Annotated in this window: 18 protein-coding genes, 1 tRNA gene and 1 riboswitch; of the genes, 13 read left to right on the top strand and 6 right to left on the bottom strand. The window is 72.9% G+C overall.

The window, feature by feature from the left end:
• Positions 1–616 precede the first annotated feature (616 nt).
• From P3T34_RS22130 to P3T34_RS22100, 7 genes are all read left to right on the top strand, one after another.
• Positions 617–2,164, top strand: a complete 1,548-nt coding sequence (locus P3T34_RS22130; protein WP_280667779.1) for an MFS transporter — start codon at positions 617–619, stop codon at positions 2,162–2,164.
• Between the two features lie 85 nt (positions 2,165–2,249).
• Positions 2,250–3,488 (top strand): L-2-hydroxyglutarate oxidase, encoded by a 1,239-nt coding sequence (gene lhgO / locus P3T34_RS22125; RefSeq protein ID WP_280672281.1) that lies wholly within the window; start codon positions 2,250–2,252, stop codon positions 3,486–3,488.
• Between the two features lie 48 nt (positions 3,489–3,536).
• The gene (gene trmB, locus P3T34_RS22120) at positions 3,537–4,397 is read left to right on the top strand and encodes a tRNA (guanosine(46)-N7)-methyltransferase TrmB (protein WP_280667778.1); all 861 of its coding nucleotides are present in this window, start codon (positions 3,537–3,539) and stop codon (positions 4,395–4,397) included.
• A 209-nt stretch (positions 4,398–4,606) separates the two neighbouring features.
• Complete coding sequence (locus tag P3T34_RS22115; protein WP_280667777.1) at positions 4,607–5,842, top strand: transposase; 1,236 nt, start codon at positions 4,607–4,609, stop codon at positions 5,840–5,842.
• Between the two features lie 70 nt (positions 5,843–5,912).
• Positions 5,913–6,875 (top strand): PrsW family intramembrane metalloprotease, encoded by a 963-nt coding sequence (locus P3T34_RS22110; RefSeq protein WP_280667776.1) that lies wholly within the window; start codon positions 5,913–5,915, stop codon positions 6,873–6,875.
• A gap of 46 nt (positions 6,876–6,921) precedes the next feature.
• Positions 6,922–6,995, top strand: a tRNA-Met gene (locus P3T34_RS22105).
• Positions 6,996–7,358: 363 nt separating this feature from the next.
• On the top strand, positions 7,359–8,498 hold the full coding sequence (locus tag P3T34_RS22100; protein ID WP_280667775.1) for a hypothetical protein: 1,140 nt from the start codon (positions 7,359–7,361) through the stop codon (positions 8,496–8,498).
• A gap of 169 nt (positions 8,499–8,667) precedes the next feature.
• Here P3T34_RS22100 and P3T34_RS22095 read toward each other — a convergent pair whose 3' ends face one another.
• The 5 genes from P3T34_RS22095 to P3T34_RS22075 all read right to left on the bottom strand — a co-directional run bounded on the left by P3T34_RS22095 (position 8,668) and on the right by P3T34_RS22075 (position 12,067).
• Entirely contained in the window at positions 8,668–9,309 is a 642-nt protein-coding gene (locus P3T34_RS22095; RefSeq protein WP_280667774.1) for a TNT domain-containing protein, read from the bottom strand.
• A gap of 28 nt (positions 9,310–9,337) precedes the next feature.
• Positions 9,338–10,039, bottom strand: coding sequence for a tyrosine-protein phosphatase (locus P3T34_RS22090; protein ID WP_280667773.1), 702 nt, complete (start codon positions 10,037–10,039; stop codon positions 9,338–9,340).
• The gene (locus tag P3T34_RS22085) at positions 10,024–10,731 is read right to left on the bottom strand and encodes a class I SAM-dependent methyltransferase (RefSeq protein ID WP_280667772.1); all 708 of its coding nucleotides are present in this window, start codon (positions 10,729–10,731) and stop codon (positions 10,024–10,026) included. The genes P3T34_RS22090 and P3T34_RS22085 overlap by 16 nt, the downstream gene beginning before the upstream one ends.
• Before the next feature lie 56 nt (positions 10,732–10,787).
• Positions 10,788–11,432: a sensor domain-containing protein gene (locus P3T34_RS22080; RefSeq protein ID WP_280667771.1), complete on the bottom strand. Its 645-nt coding sequence runs from the start codon at positions 11,430–11,432 to the stop codon at positions 10,788–10,790.
• Positions 11,433–11,497: 65 nt separating this feature from the next.
• Positions 11,498–12,067 carry a GNAT family protein gene (locus P3T34_RS22075; protein WP_280667770.1) on the bottom strand — a complete coding sequence of 190 codons (570 nt, stop codon included), beginning with the start codon at positions 12,065–12,067 and terminating at the stop codon, positions 11,498–11,500.
• Positions 12,068–12,120: 53 nt separating this feature from the next.
• On the opposite strand from P3T34_RS22075, the gene P3T34_RS22070 reads away from it, so the two are divergent.
• Positions 12,121–13,020, top strand: a complete 900-nt coding sequence (locus tag P3T34_RS22070) for a hypothetical protein (RefSeq protein ID WP_280667769.1) — start codon at positions 12,121–12,123, stop codon at positions 13,018–13,020.
• Here P3T34_RS22070 and P3T34_RS22065 read toward each other — a convergent pair.
• Positions 13,010–13,939 (bottom strand): M23 family metallopeptidase, encoded by a 930-nt coding sequence (locus P3T34_RS22065; RefSeq protein WP_280667768.1) that lies wholly within the window; start codon positions 13,937–13,939, stop codon positions 13,010–13,012. The genes P3T34_RS22070 and P3T34_RS22065 overlap by 11 nt on opposite strands.
• Positions 13,940–13,950: 11 nt before the next feature.
• Positions 13,951–14,114: riboswitch (cyclic di-AMP (ydaO/yuaA leader) on the bottom strand.
• Positions 14,115–14,449: 335 nt separating this feature from the next.
• Here P3T34_RS22065 and P3T34_RS22060 point away from each other — a divergent pair.
• The 5 genes from P3T34_RS22060 (at position 14,450) to P3T34_RS22040 (ending at position 17,522) form a co-directional block, all read left to right on the top strand.
• Positions 14,450–15,274, top strand: coding sequence for an alpha/beta hydrolase (locus P3T34_RS22060; RefSeq protein ID WP_280667767.1), 825 nt, complete (start codon positions 14,450–14,452; stop codon positions 15,272–15,274).
• Positions 15,274–15,846 (top strand): TetR-like C-terminal domain-containing protein, encoded by a 573-nt coding sequence (locus tag P3T34_RS22055; RefSeq protein WP_280667766.1) that lies wholly within the window; start codon positions 15,274–15,276, stop codon positions 15,844–15,846. Before P3T34_RS22060 ends, P3T34_RS22055 begins: the two co-directional genes overlap by 1 nt.
• Positions 15,847–15,975: 129 nt before the next feature.
• Positions 15,976–16,662, top strand: a complete 687-nt coding sequence (locus P3T34_RS22050; RefSeq protein ID WP_280667765.1) for a hypothetical protein — start codon at positions 15,976–15,978, stop codon at positions 16,660–16,662.
• Positions 16,663–16,723: 61 nt separating this feature from the next.
• Complete coding sequence (locus P3T34_RS22045) at positions 16,724–16,915, top strand: hypothetical protein (RefSeq protein ID WP_280667764.1); 192 nt, start codon at positions 16,724–16,726, stop codon at positions 16,913–16,915.
• 391 nt (positions 16,916–17,306) lie between these two features.
• The gene (locus tag P3T34_RS22040; RefSeq protein WP_280667763.1) at positions 17,307–17,522 is read left to right on the top strand and encodes a hypothetical protein; all 216 of its coding nucleotides are present in this window, start codon (positions 17,307–17,309) and stop codon (positions 17,520–17,522) included.
• Positions 17,523–17,617 lie beyond the last annotated feature (95 nt).

Raw genomic sequence — 17,617 nt, 5'->3', positions numbered from 1 at the left:
CGGCCGGTCCGCGCCCCAGCGGCGGCGGTCGACGCGCACCGGGCCACCCGGGCGGGCGCGCCGCGCGTCCGATTCACGGCGCACCCCGCCCGGGCCCAGCGGCGGCCCGGTGTGTCCGCCGCGACCGACTCCCGGGGATCGTCATGGCCATGCCCATATGGCCAAAAAGCGGCGCAAAGACCGGGAGGGCATCCGCATGCCCTCCCGGACTTCGGCCACCACCCGCGGGGAACAGCGGCAGCGGCATCCCCCGGCCCGCCGGGTCCTCGACGGCGGGCCGACCCACAGCCCATAGCGAACTGCTGACCTGCCGACGGAACCAGGGGGCACAGGTGGGCGCACGTCAACACAGGACCGGAGCACGGCCCTCCAGCCGCTCGTCCACTCCGGCGCAGCGCCGCTCGAAGCACACGCCACCCGGTCGGCGCGGCCCGATCCGGGCCGGTTTCCACCCCACCGGAGCGCCCGCGCGGGCCCGGCGGGTGCGCGCGATCCCGCCAACCGGAATGCCGACCCTTAACCCTGGGAACCCGGACGACTACGCTAGGTGCCAACAGCAGGACGCAGCACCGCGGGAACACCGCGCAGAACACCGCCAGGGGGTGCCGCCGCCGCCATGAGCATCAGCCCACGAGGACCGAACGAACGGCTCGGTGCCTTGCTGTTGTTGGCCCAGATCAGCAACGCCGGTCTGGCCCGCCGGGTCAACGACCTCGGCACCCAGCGCGGCCTGACGCTGCGCTACGACAAGACCTCGGTGGCCCGCTGGGTCAGCAAGGGCATGGTGCCGCAGGGACCGGTGCCGCATCTGATCGCGACGGCGATCGGCGGCAAGCTGGGCCGACCCGTCCCGTTGGACGAGATCGGGCTCGGCGACACCGACCCCACACCGGAGTTGGGGCTGGCCTTCCCCCGCGAGGTGGCCGCCGCGGTGCGCTCGGCGACCGACCTGTGGCGGGTCGATCTGGAGCTGCGCCGCTCGCCGGGCGGCGGGCGCTGGAGCGACAGCCTGTCCGGGACGTTCTCGGTGGCCGCGTACGCGACGCCGGTCTCGCGCTGGCTGATCAGCCCGGCGGACGGCTCGGTGGCGCGCGGCGACTGCGAACAGCCGCCCGCCGAAACCGCGGTGGAGCCGAGCCCAGCGCCGAATCCCCCGCTGCCGAGCCCGTCGCCGAGCCCGTCGCCGGGCCGGCCACCGGCCGCCGCGCGCACGGCTGTTGCCCGCACGGCCGGCGAGCGGTCGTCGTACCGGGTCGGCCAGTCGGACGCCACCAAGCTCCGCGAGGCCGCCCAGGAGGCCCGCCGCTGGGACTCCAAGTACGGCGGCGGGGACTGGCGTTCGTCGATGGTCCCGGAGTGCCTGCGGGTCGAGGCGGCGCCGCTGCTGCTCGCCTCGTACAGCGACACGGTGGGCCGCGCGCTCTTCGGCGCCACCGCCGAACTGACCAGGCTGGCCGGGTGGATGGCCTTCGACACCGGTCAGCACGAGGCGGCCCAGCGCTACTACATCCAGGCACTGCGCCTGGCCCGCGCCGCGGCCGACCTGCCGCTCGGCGGCTATGTGCTGGCCTCGATGAGCCTGCAGGCCTGCTACCGCGGCTTCGCCGAGGAGGCGGTCGACCTCGCGCAGGCCGCCCTGGAGCGCAACCGCGGCCTGGCGACGGCGCGCACGATGAGCTTCTTCCACCTCGTGGAGGCGCGGGCGCAGGCCCGCGCGGGCAACCCGGCCGCCACCTCGACCGCGCTCACCGCCGCCGAGAACGCGCTGGAGCGCTCGCGCTCCGGCGACCCGGACCCGGCCTGGATCGACTTCTACGCCTACGACCGGCTGGCCGCCGACGCCGCCGAGTGCTTCCGCGACCTCGGCATGCCCGCCAAGGTCCGCCAGTTCACCCGGGAGGCGCTGGCCCGGCCCACCGAGGGCTTCGTCCGCTCGCACGGCCTGCGGCTGGTGGTCTCCGCGATGGCCGAGGCGGAGGCCGGCAATCTGGACGCCGCCGTCGAGGCCGGCTCCCGCGCGGTGGAGGTGGCCGGCCGGATCTCCTCGCAGCGCAGCCGCGAGTACGTGCTGGAGATGCTCCGCCAACTGGAGCCGTTCCAGGGCGAGCGCCGGGTCCGTGAACTGACCGAGCGCGCCCGGGTGGTGCTGACCGCCCCGGCGTGAGCGCCGGCGGATTCGAGGGGCTGACGCGCGCCCTCGGCGCGTGACACCATCGCGGGACAGCGGGGGGCCGGCTGATCAGGAGGCTCTGGTGGCGTACGACTACGACGTCCTGGTGGTGGGCGGCGGGATCATCGGCCTCTCCAGCGCCTACGCACTCACCTGGAACCGGCCCGGCCTGCGGGTCGGCGTGCTGGAGAAGGAGAGCGCGCCGGCCACCCACCAGACCGGTCGCAACAGCGGCGTGGTGCACAGCGGCGTCTACTACCGGCCGGGCTCCCTCAAGGCCAGGTACGCCACCGAAGGAGCAGCCTCGATGGCGGCGTTCTGCCGCGAGCACGGGCTGCCGTACGAGGCGACCGGCAAGCTGATCGTCGCCACCCGGCGCGCGGAGCTGACCCGGCTGGCGGACCTGGCCGAGCGCGGGCGCCGCAACAACATCCCGGTCGAGGAGCTGTCGGCCGCCCGGATCGCCGAGTACGAGCCCGAGGTGGCCGGGATCGCCGCCCTGCGGGTCGCCACCACCGGGATCTGCGACTACCCGGAGGTGGCCCGCGCCTACGCCCGACTCGCCCAGGAGAGGGGCGCGGCGCTGTACACCGGCTGCGAGGTGCGGGCCGTCGACCGGCGCTCCGACGGCGTGACCGTGCAGACCGCGGCCGGCGAGCTGCGCTGCTCGGTGCTGGTCAACTGCGCGGGCCTGTACAGCGATCGGCTGGCCCGGCTGGCGGGCGACGACCCGGGCCTGCGGATCGTGCCGTTCCGCGGGGAGTACTACGAACTCGTCGAGTCCAGGCGGCACCTGGTCCGCGGCCTGGTCTACCCGGTGCCGGACCCGGCCTTCCCGTTCCTCGGCGTGCACCTGACCCGGGGCATCCACGGTGACGTCCATGTCGGCCCCAACGCCGTGCCCGCGCTGGCCCGCGAGGGCTACGACTGGCGCACGGTGCGCCCGCGCGACCTCGCCGAGACGCTGCTCTTCCCCGGCAGCTGGCAACTCGCCCGCCGGCACTGGCGCTACGAGTGCGGGGAGCTGCACCGCTCGCTCTCCAAACGGGCGTTCACCACCGCCGTGCAGCGGCTGCTGCCCGCCGTCGGCGCCGACGACCTGGTCCCGGCCGGCGCGGGGGTGCGGGCCCAGGCGGTGACCCGGGGAGGCGCAGTGCTGGACGACTTCGCCTTCGCGGGCTTCGACCCCGCCGACCCCGCCTCCACCCGCCGCCTGGTGCACGTGCTGAACGCGCCCTCCCCCGCCGCGACGGCCTCGCTGCCGATCGGCCGGGAGGTGGCCCGCCGGGCGCTGGCCGCCCTGGCCGCGGGCGGCTGAACCGGCCCGGCCGCATGCAGCCAGGGTCCGTTTAGACTCGACGGCATTGTGACATCGACGACTGCCGCCTCCGCTGAGGCCCCCGAAGCCCCCCGGCCCCGCCGTACCTCCGACTCGCCCTCCGCGCGGCTGTCCGCCGCACCAGCCGGCTACCCGGCGCCGATGTACCCGCACCGGGCCACCGAGGAACAGCACAACGAGCGCCGGATCCGCAGCTTCCAGCCGCGCCGGGGCCGGATGACCCCCGCCCAGGCCGGTGCGCTGGACCGCAACTGGGAGCGCTGGGGACTGGCGATCGACGGCACCCCGCTCTCGCTGCCCGAGCTCTTCGGCGAGCTGCCGGTCACCCTGGAGATCGGCTTCGGGATGGGCGAGACCACCGCCGCGATGGCCGAGGCCGACCCGGCCACCGGCATCCTCGCGGTGGACGTGCACACCCCCGGCCACGGCAACCTGCTGAGCATGCTGGAGCGCAGCGGCGCCCAGAACGTGCGGCTGGCGGCCGGCGACGCGGTGATCCTGCTGCGCGACATGCTGCCGGACTCCTGCCTGGCCGGTCTGCGGGTCTACTTCGCCGACCCGTGGCCCAAGCCCAAGCACCACAAGCGCCGGCTCGTCCAGCCCTCCTTCCTCGACCTGGTGCTGCCGCGGCTCGCGCCCGGCGCCCTGGTGCACTGCGCGACCGACTGGGAGCCGTACGCCGAGCAGATGGCGGACGTCCTGTCGGCCCGCCCCGAGCTGGTCAACCTGCACCCCGAGGGCGACGGCAGCCAGTGGACGGACGGCCGCGAGGACGGCACCGTGCCCGGCTACGCGCCGCGGCCCGAGTGGCGGCCGGTGACCAAGTTCGAGCGCGCCGGGATCGCCAAGGGGCACGTGGTGCACGACCTGCTGTTCCGCAAGCTCTGACAGGCCTGACAGGTCTACCGGGTCACCGAGCAACCGGAGGATGCCCCGGCCTTTGGGCCGGGGAGGAATCCGGCTTCCCGCTGTGGGGGTACCCCCGGCCGAAGGCTGGGGAGGGTCAAGGATTAGCCGTTTCGCCGCCAGGCAGACCGGTGTTGCTGCCCGCTTACGGTGAAGTGCCGTGTGTCAGTGCGTCAGGTTATGTTCCTGGCATGACGGTCGCAGCGCAGGGGACCAGGGGGGATGCCGGGCTCGCCCGGTACACCCACCGGCTGCGCGTTTCGTCGGCCGCTCTCGCCGGGCTCGATGCCGAGTGGGGGCGGTGCCGATGGGTGTGGAACGAGTGCGTGGCCGTGTCCCGCAAGGTCCACTTGGCCAACCGCAACCGCCCCCAGGGGGCGGACCAGGTGACCTGCGGTCCGGCGCGGCTGGACAGGATGCTGACCGAGGCCCGTACTGCGATGGCGTGGCTGCGTGGTGGGGCCAGCGTTCCCCAGCAGCAGGTCATTAGGGACTTCGCCAAGTCCCGCGCGAAGGCGCTCAAGGACATCAAGGCGAAACTGCCGATGCGGCGGCGCGCCGGGATGCCGCGCCCGAAGAAGAAGCGCGAGGCGGAGCCGTCGCTGAACTACACGACGCGCGGTTTCCGGATCAAGGACGGGCGCCTGCACCTGGCGGGCGGCATCGTGCTGACGGTGGTGTGGTCCCGTGCCCTTCCGGCCGCGCCCAGCTCGGTGCGGGTGTACCGGGACAGCCTCGGTCACTGGTACTGCTCATTCGTGGTGGCGGTCGCCACCGAACCGCTGCCGGCGACGGGTCGGGTGATCGGCATCGACTGGGGCGTGAAGGAGATCGCGACCACCACCAGCGACCCGCACGACCTGCCCCACCCCGAGTACGGCAGGAAGGCCCAGGACAGGCTGACCCGCTACGACCGGATGATGGCCCGCCGCCGACCTGCCAAGGGCCGGCCCGGATCGAAGGGCTACCAGCGCGCGAAGAAGCTGCGCGCGAAGCTGTACAAGAAGGTCGCCCGGCAGCGCGAGGACACCGGCCGCAAGTGGGCCAAGACCGTCGTCCGCGACCACGACCAGATCGCGGTGGAGGACTTCAAGCCGAAGTTCCTCAGCCGTTCCACCAAGGCCAGGAAGGCCGCCGACGCCGCCATCGGCGCCACCAAGCGGGCCCTGATCGAGATGGGCCGCAAGCACGACAGGACCGTGCACCTGGTCCACCCCGCGCACACCACGATGGACTGCGCGCACTGCGATGCGAGAGCCAAGCACGCACTGCCGCTGGGACTGCGCACCTACACCTGCACCACATGCGGAGCCGTGTCCCCCAGGGACAAGAACTCCGCCCGCGTGATGCTCATCCGGGCAGGTCTGAACCCGGCTGACGCTGAGAGTGGAAGACCTCCCGGACCGCCGGTCCGGAAGGCGGCTTGAGTCAGAAATCCACGCGACAGAAGCCGGAAACCCGGCCTCAGCCGATGGAGCAGTCAACTAGTCTTTTCGGGTGAGCAGTCCGCCCAGCCACGGGCCGCCCGCACCCGGCACCCCGGGTGCGGAGCAGACCGCGCGCCACCCGCTCGCCGGTTCGGCCGCCGCGGTCCTGCTGCTGACCGGCTGCGGAGTGCTGGTCCTGCGCCAGGTGCAGCAGCAGACCGGCACCACCGGGCTGCTGGTCGGACTGGGGCTCGCCGTGCTGCCGATGCCGTTCCTGCTGGGCGCGCTGCTCTGGCTCAACCAGAGCGCCCAGGTGCCCAACCGCCGGCTCGCGCTCTGCCTGGCCTGGGGCTCCTGCGCGGCCACCGCGGTCGCCGTGCTGGCGAACGGCTGGGCCGGCGAGTACCTCACCGCCCTGCAGGGCAGCGCCCGCGGCGCGACGCTCGGCTCGGAGTTCGCCACCCCGCTGATCGAGGAGTCCGCCAAGGGCGTCGTGCTGCTGGCCACCATGCTGCCGCTGCGCCACCGGCTGCGCGCCGACCCGCCCCTGCGCGCGCGCTCACGCCACCAGGTCGTCGCCACCGGCATCGTGCTGTCCGCGATGACAGCCGGCGGCTTCGCCTTCACCGAGAACGTCCTCTACCTGGGCCGCGCCTTCACCGACGACCAGCAGCAGCGGCTCGACTCTATCGGCCTGGGCGACGCCCCCAGCCTGCGCGACTACGACGGCACGGTGCACGCCTTCGTGCTGCGCGCGCTGCTCTCGCCGTTCGCCCACCCGCTCTTCACCGCGATGACCGGGCTCGGCCTGGCCGTCGCGCTGACCACCGCCCGGCGCTGGCTGGCACGGGCCGCCGCACCGGCCGGGCTGCTGCTGGCGATGGCCCTGCACGGCGGCTGGAACACGGCCGCGGGCCTGGGCACGCACAGGTTCCTGCTGGTCTACGCGCTGCTGATGGTGCCCTGCTTCGCCGCCCTCGTCGCGCTGGCCGTCTGGGCCCGCCACGGCCGGCCCCGGCACCGGCTGCGCTAACCGATTTCCCTTAGCGGTGGCCGTCACGTAGTGTTGGGTTTACCGACGCGGGGTGGAGCAGCTCGGTAGCTCGCTGGGCTCATAACCCAGAGGTCGCAGGTTCAAATCCTGTCCCCGCTACTCAGTAGCACAGAAGGCCCGGCAGAGACTCTCTGCCGGGCCTTCTGCTTTCCCGCATTAAATCCGTTGCCTCCTCCCCGGTGGCCTGCCTATCGTGGCAGCACACTGAAAGGAGGTGATCCTGGTTGAGTACCGTCAGGATGTGTGAGGTGGCTGCTCGCTAGAGCCGCCCCAGCCGAGGCCGGATGCCGGCTCAGGCGAAATTCCAAGCAGTCACCCGGTCCGTGGGCCCGCCGGAACATCCCCGGCGCCTCGGCGGTTCGCCCGCCGCGGAGAACGCCCACGGGCCGTCTGCATGTCCGGGCTCGGCTCTGGGCATCGGACAGCTACGGGAAATGGTCGGGCCAGACGGTGGGGGCAACAGTGGCGCGTGAAAGCAGGCACTCCGCGGAGGCCCGACGGTGGCAGGCCACCGGGGTCGGCTCACTGCTCGGGCTCGGACTGCTCGGGCTGCTGCTCTACACCGGCGCGGGCCCGCACCCGATGAGCGCGCTCGGCGCCGGTCTGATGATCTCCTGCGCGACCGCGGTCTCCGGCGGCGTCCTGGGCTTCCTGTTCGGCATCCCGCACGCGAGCGGCAGCGGCGGTTCCGGTGCCACGGGATCCGGCACGACGGCGTCCGGCGCGACGGGAGCCGATCCGACGACCGCGGCGGCCGACACCACCCCGAACACCAATCTGGAGCAGGTCTCCGACTGGCTGACCAAGATCCTGCTCGGGGTCGGCCTCACCCAGCTCAGCAGCATCTGGGCGCACCTGCGCCAGCTGGCCCGCGCGCTGGCCCCCGCGCTCGGCGGGCGCTCGGACAGCGCGCCGTTCGCGGCCGCGCTGGTGGTCTACTTCGTCCTGCTCGGCTTCCTCGGCGGCTGGCTGCTCACCCGGCTGATGCTGGCCGGCGCGCTGAGCCGGGCGGACGGGAACGCGCTGCGGCTGTTCGCCCAGGCGCAGCAGCAGCAGCGCGAGGGCAACACGGTCGGGGCGGAGGACTCCCGGGTCCAGGCCATGGGCCACCTCGGCCAGTTCAGCTCGCAGGCGGCACCGGCCGCCAGCGGCCAACCGGCCGCGATGGCGAGCCAGGTCGCCGAGGTCCGGGCCGCCGCCAAGACCTCCCCGGCCACCGCCGAGGAGGTCCGCGGCCTCTTCGCCTCGGACGATCCGGGTCTGCGGATGCAGGCGCTCGCGCTGACCGAGGGCAACGCCCTGCTGGGCGACTTCGAGAGCGTCCTCGACTACGTCGAGCACCCGCGCTCGGCCTTCGAGCACTACCACGCGCTGCTCGCGGCCCGCGGGCTGATCCCCACCCTGGGCCGCGAGCAACTCGTGCGGCTGCGCGCCGCGGTGGTATCCCAACTCCTCGCCCCGGACGGCCTCCCGGACGCCTCGGACCGCCGCTGGGTCGGCGAGCGGATCCTGGCCGTCCTGGACTCGCTCGGCCAGCCGCCCGCCCAGCCGCCGACCAACCCGCCGACCCAGCTGCCGGCCCCGCGGCCTTCCGGCGGCTAAGACCGCCCGGCAAATGGAGGGTGGGAGAAGGAGCGGGTCGAGGGCCGAGTCCAGGCGGTGCCGACGAAGGAGCCATGGCGGAGCCCTGGCGACTGAGGAGAAGCCGTCTGGGCGAGAGCCATCGGCCCGCGACGCCGCCCTCCATTTGCCGGTCGGTCTAAGTTCAAGGTCAGACCAGGCGCTGCAGGTACCCGTTGGTGACCAGCCAGCCGACGTTGATGGTCGCCGGCGCGCCCGACACCAGGGTCGCGTCGAGCTGGTACTGCCAGCCGAGGCCGACCTGCGCGAACCACGGCGCGATCGGGCCGGCGTGCACCGTGAACGGCTTCAGCACGCGGTAGTCGTGGTAGTTGCAGCCGGCCGCCGGGTTGCCGTCCAGGCTCTGCGGCGGGATCGAGCGACTGGCGTACGGCAGGCCCTCGGGGGCGAGGAAGGAGCCGTACTCGCTGCCGAAGCGGTCGATGTCCTGGCCGGGGGTGAGCGTCTGGTTCAGCTCGATGGGCTGACCGTCGAAGCCGATCAGATAGCCGTTGGAGGGCGGGTAGATCCAGGACTTGGCGGTGGAGTCGTAGTAGGTGGCCAGGAACTTCTGCTCGGATTCGAAGCCGGTGCGCTGGTAGCCGAACAGCTCGCGGCCGACCTGGCCGGTGCTGGGCAGCTGCTCGGGGCCGAGCCGCGCGTCGCCCTGGTAGAACGCGGCCGAGCACTGGTCGGACGGGATACCGGCCGGGGCGGCGGCCTGCGCCGCCGGCGCCACCCCCAGCAGCGCGGCGCCCGAGATCAGCGCGACCAGGATCCGACGAACCTTCATATGTCCTCCATGTTCCGGTGACTGACGATCAGTCACGAAGCATAGAGCGCAGCTCGGCCAGCTCCGAGGGCTTCAGCCCATGATCAGCCAGATAGCCCGCCACGCCGCCGTGCCGTTCGCGCAGACGGGCCAACAGGTCGGTGATCAGCTCGGCTGTGACCGGGTACGAGAGCCGGACCGCGCCGTTGACGTCGACGTACTCGCGCGGGCCGTCGAGCAGGCCCAACCCCTCGTTGGAGAGCAGGTAGTCGGCGACGATCTGCTCCTGCGGCACCTCAAGGAGGTCGAGCAGCAGGGCGATCACGATGCCCGTCCGGTCCCGGCCGACGGCGCAGTGCACCAGGGCGGGCAGCGCGCCCGGCTCCAGCAGCCGTCGCAGCACACCCACCAGCAGCGGCCCGGCGGTGTCGATGATCAGCGGGTAGACCTCGTCCAGTGGCCTGACGCCGTGGTCGGTGCCGTCCTGGGGCAGGAGCGGGAAGTTGGCCTGATCGACTTCCCAGTCATAGGTGCGATTGGGAAAGCCGTCCAGTTCGCGCGGATCGCGCAGATCCACCACTGTGCGCACGCCGAGCTCGGCCAGCTGCCGGGCCCCCTCGGGCTTCAACTCGGCCAGCCGGGCCGAGCGGTAGAGCAGGCCGGCGCGCAGCGGTCCGACCCCGCCGACATCGCGGGCGTTGCGCAGGCCGGGTATCGGCAGCAGTCGACTGTCCGTCAGGGATTCGTCCATGGGACCGCACCGTACCGGGGATGCCGGGACAGGGCGAGGACGTAGCGGCGGCGGCCGTCGCCCGGGCGGCGCAGGGTGCGCAGCTCGCTGGAGATCCGGCGGGTGCCGAGGGCGAAGCGCAGCTCGTCCAGGTGCGGGCAGCGCACGCTGCGGCTGTCGTGCACCGGGTGCACCAGGACCTCGCCGCCCGGCGCGGTGACCCGGGTCAGCTCCAGCAGCGCGGCGAGCTGGTCGCGCGGGGTGAAGTGGTCGGGGTAGGCGAAGAGCAGGTAGGAGCTGAGGGTGAGCGAGAAGGTGGCATCCGCGAACGGCAGCCGGGGCAGCGCGGCGGCCACATAGCAGCCCGGGTGGGCGACGGTGTCGGCGGCGAACAGCGCGCGGGCCCGGTCCCAGCTGCGCAGGTACTTGTCGTACGGGCGGTAGCGCGGGGCGAGGTAGCGGTTCGGGGAGGCGGGCATCGCGGTGGCCATCCGGCGCCGGGCGGCCTCGGCGCGGGCCAGCAGGGCGGGCAGCGGGAGTGCGTACACCGGGTCGGTGGCGACCACCCGGCAGCCCAGCTCGCGCGCCTCGGCGACCAGGCCCGCAGCGCCGCCCGGGCAGTCCAGCACCGGCCCGGGGGTGGCGCGCAGCGCGGCCCGGGTCAGCCCGAACAGCTGGCAGTACTCGTCCAGCGGGCGCGAGGTGATCAGCATGTCCGCATCGGAACACGCCTTCGGCGAGCCCGCATCCGGGGAGCGGGAGCAGCCGCTCAGCGGCCGAGCAGCCCCCGGGCGGCGCCGCGCGAGACGCCGGTCAGGCCGCGCACCAGCAGCGGCGTCAGGAAGACCAGCGCGATGCCGATCAGCGAGGTGGCCGCGATCTGCCAGAGCGAGGACAGCTCGTAGACGTGGTGCACCCCGTCGGCGCCGGTGTACTCGAAGAGCCGGTAGCCGCGCCAGCCCACGTACCGCGGGAAGACCCACGCGTAGCAGGGGTAGAGCGCGCACACCCAGCCGACCAGCCCGAACACCACCGTCAGGACGAAGCTCAGGATCGACCAGGGGAACATCACCACCAGGTAGAGCGCCGCCTTCCAGCCCGCCGGGTCGGCCAGCCGTGCGGTGACCGCCCCCCAGACCCCCGGCTGCCGCTGGACGACCGGGTCGGGCCCGGGCAGGTCGTCGCCGAGCAGCCGGCGCACCCGGCCCCGCTCCACGGCGCCGAACCCGCGGGCGCCGACCAGCAGCAGCGCCAGCACCGGCAGGCCGAGCACGGTGACCACGGTGCCCGCGCCGAAGGACAGCAGCGTGACGGTCCACACGAAGCCGGCTATCGCCAGCGGGAGCGAGCTCAGCGCGTAGCCGTACTGGCGGAGGGTCGCCCGGGAGAGCGGGGCGAGGTGGTCGGTGGTCATGGGATTCATCGTCCTGGACGGCGGCCGGGCGCCGGTATCCGGCCACCCGGCGAACCGGGGTGGGGTTATCCCCCGGCTCGCCGCGCGCGCCATTCGTCCTCAAGGAGCGAGTACTGCAGCGCGTCGTACCAGGTGTCGCGCAGGAAGAGGTCGTGCCGGATCCGCCCCTCCAGCTGGAAGCCGAGCTTGCGCAGCACCCGCGCGGAGGCCAGGTTCTCCGGGTCGAGGCGGGCGGCCAGCCGGTGCAGCCCCAGGGTGTCGAAGCCGAAGTCGCAGAGCAGCCGGGTGATCTCGGTGGCGTAGCCCAGGCCCCAGACGTCCTTGCGCAGCGCGTACCCGACGAAGGCGGCGAGCTGGCCCTCGGTGCCGAGCACGGCGTTGCCGATCGGCACGGCGTCCTCGCCCTCGGCGGTCAGCGTCACCGCCAGGCGGTAGACGGTGCGCGGATCCTTCTCCGCCTCGTCCACGTACAACGCGATCTGGTCGGCGCAGTCCTCCCGGTCGCGCGGCTCGAACGGCAGGAACCGGGCGGTCTCGGCATCGCCGAAGATCGCGTGCAACGCGTCGATGTCACGCGGCACATGGTGGAACTCGCGGATGGTGACCCGCGGTCCGGTGAGCTGTACGGGATTCATGGTGCGTACCGTAGCGCCGGGCCGAGCCGCGCAACCGGGTTACCGTACGAGGCATGAACGACGACGACCTGCAGCTCGCCCCGCACCCGCGCACCGCCGACCTGCTGAACTGGGCAGCGGAGCAGGGCCTGGAGCCGGTGGAGGAGGGCCCGCTGGAGGCGGTGCTGACCCTGCTGGAACTGGGCGACGGTCAGCTCCACGACGGTTTTCCCGAGCTCACCTCCGCCGTGCTCCAGCAGCTGCTGTACGAGCGGATCCACCTCTATGTGCAGCCCCGCCCCGACGAGTCGCCGCTCGCCTACGGCGCTGCGGTGCGGCTGCTGATCGATCATCAGCGGGCGGCCAAACGGCTGAACGCCAAGCGCTGGCAGCGCCTGCACGAGGAGGCCGAGTGGCAGGGCGAGCTGCTCACCGGACTGCTGCGCCAGCCGCACCTGGTGACCTGGCCGCGGCTGTACACCCTGCTGCTGCGCGCCGACGGCGTGGACACCGATGACCTGGAGGCCGTCCGGCACTGGCTGGACGGGTTCCGCGAGCTGGACCAGGAGCAGCGGATCGCGGCCTTCGCGGCGCTGGAGGAGCTGGACCAGCCGGAGGGCGTGGACGGCTGGGGGCCCGGGGTGCTGCTCTCGGTCGGGATGGCGACGGACGGCGCGCGGCTGCTGCTGGAGAACCGGCTGATGCAGCGCAGCTACCGCAACCTTGCCGGGCTGAACGCGCTGGGTCTGCCGATGCCGCAGGAACTCGCCGGGGACTTCCCCGCCTTCGAGGCCGCCGTGGAGGCGGAGGCCCTGCGGCTGTACGGCGAGTGGACCGTCCCCGGCCTGCCGGCCCTGCTGCTGGCCGAGTACCGGGACCTGGCCCCGGAACCCGGTTCGAGCGAGATCGACAGCTACCTGATCGAGCAGGGCTACACCGAGCAGGACTTCACGGAGCAGGGCTTCACGGAGTGACGCCGCGCTCCTGAAGCCAGGCCCGCGGGTCGACCGGGGCGCCGCCGCCGGGCCGGATCTCCAGGTGCAGGTGCGGGCCGCTCACACCGGCCGTGTTGCCGGTGGCCCCGACCTTGCCGAGCACCTCGCCCGGGGCCACCGGGCCGGCGGCGACGGCGATCGAGGAGAGGTGGCAGTACCAGACCTCGGTGCCGTCCGGCAGGCTCTGGATCACCCGGTAGCCGTACGAGCCCGACCAGCCGGCCGAGGTGACGGTGCCGGCGCCGAGCGCGGTCACCGGGGTGCCGGTGGCGGCGGCGAAGTCGAGGCCGGTCTGCAGGTGCGCCCAGTGCGAGCCGGCCTGGCCGGACTGCGCGCCGAGCGTGTACTTGCCGATGGGGAGGGTCAACTCGCCCTGGCCGACCGGCTGGACGGCGGTCACGGGCTGCACGGGCTGCACGGCGGCGACTGGCTGGACGGCTGCGGCCCGCTGCTCGGCGGCGGCGCGCTCCTCGGCGGCGGCCTGTTCGGCCGCCGCGCGGGCGGCGGCCTCGGCCTGCGCGGCACGCTTGGCGGCGGCCTCCTGCGCGGCCTCCAGACGGGCGCTCTCCTCGGCGGCGGTCCGGCGGCTGTCGGCCTGGTGCTGGATCCGGGCGGCGAGCGCGAGGCCCGGGTCGGCCGCGCTGTCGCCGGCCGTGGCGAAAGCGCTGTCCGCAGCATCGTCGGCGGAGACGGACGGCGCCGGGGCGGGCGGCGCGGCTGCGGCGGCCGCGGTGGCGGAGAGGCCGGTGGCGCCGAGCGCGGCCGCCATCGCGGTGACCCCGAGGACGGGCCCACCAGCCCTGGACTGCTTGGGGATCCGGTGCCGGGCCGCCTCGTCGGGAAGGCCGGCGGGGTCGAGCAGCTGGGTACGGCTCTGCTGGGAGTGCGACGACGCCACGGGGGCGCGCTCCTTTCCTTCCTTCTCGCCTACCGGGTTAGCTGACGGGTTCGGAGCAGGAAGGTCTCCTACGGTCCGGCCGGGGCCGGTCCGATTCACCCCAAGGAACGATTGGTTCCCCGGCTCCCGGACGTCGCCCGAGGGCTCGGTCCTGAGGATTTGGCGACGGCGCACGGTGCCGATCGGATACGGCGTTGCCGACCGCGCTGCGTTATCAAACGTTAATCCTAGGAGGCTCTGATTCCAAGCTGCTTGGCCGGAATTGTCACACGCATCCAAGACCAAACGGTTGGTTTGTCGCGCATATCCGATTCGCCGCTACGCTGCGTGACAAAAACGCGTACTTAGGTGCAGCACAACAGAGTTGGCGATCCTTCAGCTATGACCACCTCGATTCAGCCACGGACGACCCTCTTGACGGCTAAGGCTATTAGCCTTAGCTTTGTGGTTGTCGGCAGCGCCCCTCGGCGCCCAACCAACCAGCCGGCCGCAGCCCGCAGGAGGACCGCCATGAACAGCACCTTCGCACCGCAGACCCAGTACCTCGACCTCCCCGGCGGCCGGATCGCCTTCGACGACTCCCTCGGCGAAGGCGTCCCGGTCGTCCTCATCCCCGGGATGCTCGAACCGCGGACCGCCTACCGGCGCCTGCGCCCGCTGCTCACCGCCGCCGGCCACCGGGTGATCACCATGGACCTGCGCGGCTTCGGCGAGTCCTCGATCACCTGGGACGACTACTCCCCCACCGCGATCGCCGGCGACGCCCTGGCACTGCTCGACCACCTGGGCATCGAGCGCGCGGTACTGGCCGGCAACTCCTACACCGGCGCCAGCGTGGTCAAGTTGGCCGGCACCGCCCCCGAGCGGGTGGCCGGCATCGTCCTGCTGGACGCCTTCGTGGAGAACCTCCCGACGAACGGCGTGCAGCGCGCCATGCTGAAGGCCCTCGGCGCGCTGATGGTGCACGTCCCCGCCTTCTGGGGGCTCTACCTGAAGAAGATGGCCTACCCCACCGCCAAGCCCGCCGACTTCGACGCCTACGTCGCCGAGTCCGTCGCCGCGCTGCGCACCCCCGGCCGCAAGACCGCCACCCGTGGCCAGGTCGGCGGCGACTCCGCGCCGATCGGCTGGACCGAGCACGTCCGGTGCCCGGCCCTGGTCGTGATGGGCACCAAGGACCCCGACTTCCCGAAGCCGGAGCTGGTGGCGGACCGTCAGGCCGCCGCGCTGAAGGCCCGCAAGGTGATGATCGACGGCGCCGGGCACTACCCGATGGCGGACCACCCGCAGGCCACCGCCGACGCCCTGCTCCCGTTCCTCGCCGAGGTGGCCTGATGCCCAGGGCCGGACTCAGCCCCGACGCCGTCGTCGACCACGCCCTCGCGCTGATCGACGACGAGGGCCCCGACGCCCTCACCCTGGCCGGCGTGGCGGCGCGCGCGGGCGTGGCCACCCCGTCCCTGTACAAGCACGTGCCGGGCGGCCTGGGCTCGCTGCGCCGGCTGATCGCGATCCGGGTGACCGAGGATCTCGCCGACCGCCTGGACCGGGAGACCGCCGGCCTCGGCGGCGACGAGGCCGTCACCGCACTGCTGCGGGCGTACCACGGCTACGCCACCGAGCACCCGCGCCGCTACGCCGCCCTGCCGCAGGCGCCGGCCACCGCAGACGACGAGTTGGTGCGGGCGGGCTCCCGGCTGGTCGAGACGATCATCGGGGTGCTGCGCGACTACGGCATCGAGGACTCCGAGGCGATCCACGCCGCCCGGACCGTCCGCGCCCTCTCGCACGGCTTCGCCTCGCTGACCATCGCCGGCGCCTTCCAGCTGCGCGAGGACCTCGCGGTCACCCAGGACCGGCTGATCGCGGTGCTGACCAGCGGGCTGCGCGGCTGGCCGAACAGCTGAGCTTTCGTCACAGGACGCCCACGTTCGTCACAGGCGTGAAACACGGGTGACCGAAGCGGCGGGCGGCCACGTGTTGCTGGATGACGGTGGCCGCAAGGGCGGCCGCTTCGACCCCAGGGGGACACCACCATGCGCAACCGCCGACTTCTCACCAGCTTCGCTCTGCTCACCACCGCGCTGACCCTCTCGCTCACCGCCTGCGGCCCCGACAGCACGTCCGGCGGCGCCGGCACCAGCGCGGGCTCCGCCGCCGCGAGCGCCCCGGGCGCGCACCCGAGCGCGAACCCGAGCCTGAACGCCGACCCGATCGGCGTGACGTCCACGCAGCCCTCGGCCGGGCAGCCCTCGGCCGCCAAGCCGTCTGCCGCGAAGCCGACCGCCGCGACCCCGTCCGGCAAGCCCACCGCGAAGCCGTCGGCCGCCAAGCCCACCCCGAGCGCCGACTGCACGGCCAACGCGAAGAAGCCGGGCCACACGGTGATCAACGCGACGGTGGCCTGGGGCAACCCGGACCGGATCGGCGCGAACGCGACGAAGTTCATCTGCGGCCCGGACGTCCCGAACGACGGCTACTACGAGGCCGTCGCTCCGAACAGCGGCTACAACTTCGCCCCCGGTGCCAAGGCCACGCTGGTCGGGAACTACGTGTCGGACGGCACCAAGGCCGTCTCGGTCACCGACCTGCTGACGCACATCGACCACTGCACCCAGAACCCCAGCGGGCAGGACCCGTACAGCTGCTACGGCAACATGTACGACATCACCGTCAACGGCTCCGGCCTGATCACCAGCATCGCCGAGCTCTACCACCCCTGAGTGGAGCACCGTTGAAGCCGACCCGACCGTGACTCCCGGCCGGGTCGGCCGTTGAGCGGGTATGAAGAAACGAAGCATGCTCGCGTTCGCCTCGCTCGCCACCGGTGTGGTGCTGTCGCTGGCCTCCCCGCAGACCCACGCGGCCGCCCCTGACGGCGGCCCGGGCGACACCCACGCGGTCGACCACACCGGCACGGTGAACGGTCAGCACCCGGTCGTGGAGGAGCCGAGCGCCGACACCACCCAGCACTGAGGCTTGGACCGACCGCCGAGCATCACCCGCGGGGCGTACCAGTCCCGCATCCGCTTCTCCTTCTGCTTCTCCTTCTCCGCCGCCCCGTCGCACGGCCCGGGCCCTTCGGGGCCGTGGGCACTGCCGGTCACCCGTGTCACCTCCGGGTCCACCCGCAGCGTGCGACGGGCGTCGGCGTCTCCCGCCAGGTCTCCGGCCAGACTTCAGCCGGTCTCAGGGTTTTCTCACCGCGCTCACTGGCCATGCTCTAGCCAGGCGTTGGGTTCATCGGATAGGAATTCAGTCCATCTGGTATCGATTCGGGTGGGTACCGAGACCGATTCGTCTCCGGACTCCGGTCAGACTGACCGGAGTGGGTCCAGGCCCAGGTAGTAGCAGAGGACGAAGGCCCATGACGCAGCCGACCAGCACCAGCGCCCCGACCGCCGCCGGCGTGATCCCCGCGCAGCGCCGCATCGCTCGGTCGGCGACCGCCCCGACCGGCGGCGCGCCGCTCGGCTGGGCCGGCGAGGCCCGCCGCGCCTTCGCGATCGTCCGCGGCCTGCGCTCGATGCGCACCGTCCCCGCCCGGCCGCAGGCCTCGTACGGCGAGAGCGACGGCCAGTAGCACCTGCCAGTAGCAGCTGCCAGTACCCGCCAGTACCCGCTCGCTCGCGAGCTGAACGTCCGGCGAATACCCGCCGAACGCGGCGGGAGCAAATA

The sequence above is a fragment of the Kitasatospora sp. MAP12-44 genome, assembly GCF_029892095.1.
Lineage (GTDB): Bacteria > Actinomycetota > Actinomycetes > Streptomycetales > Streptomycetaceae > Kitasatospora.
Note: the sequence above shows the minus strand (reverse complement) of the source record. Positions and strands in the feature narration are given on the sequence as shown.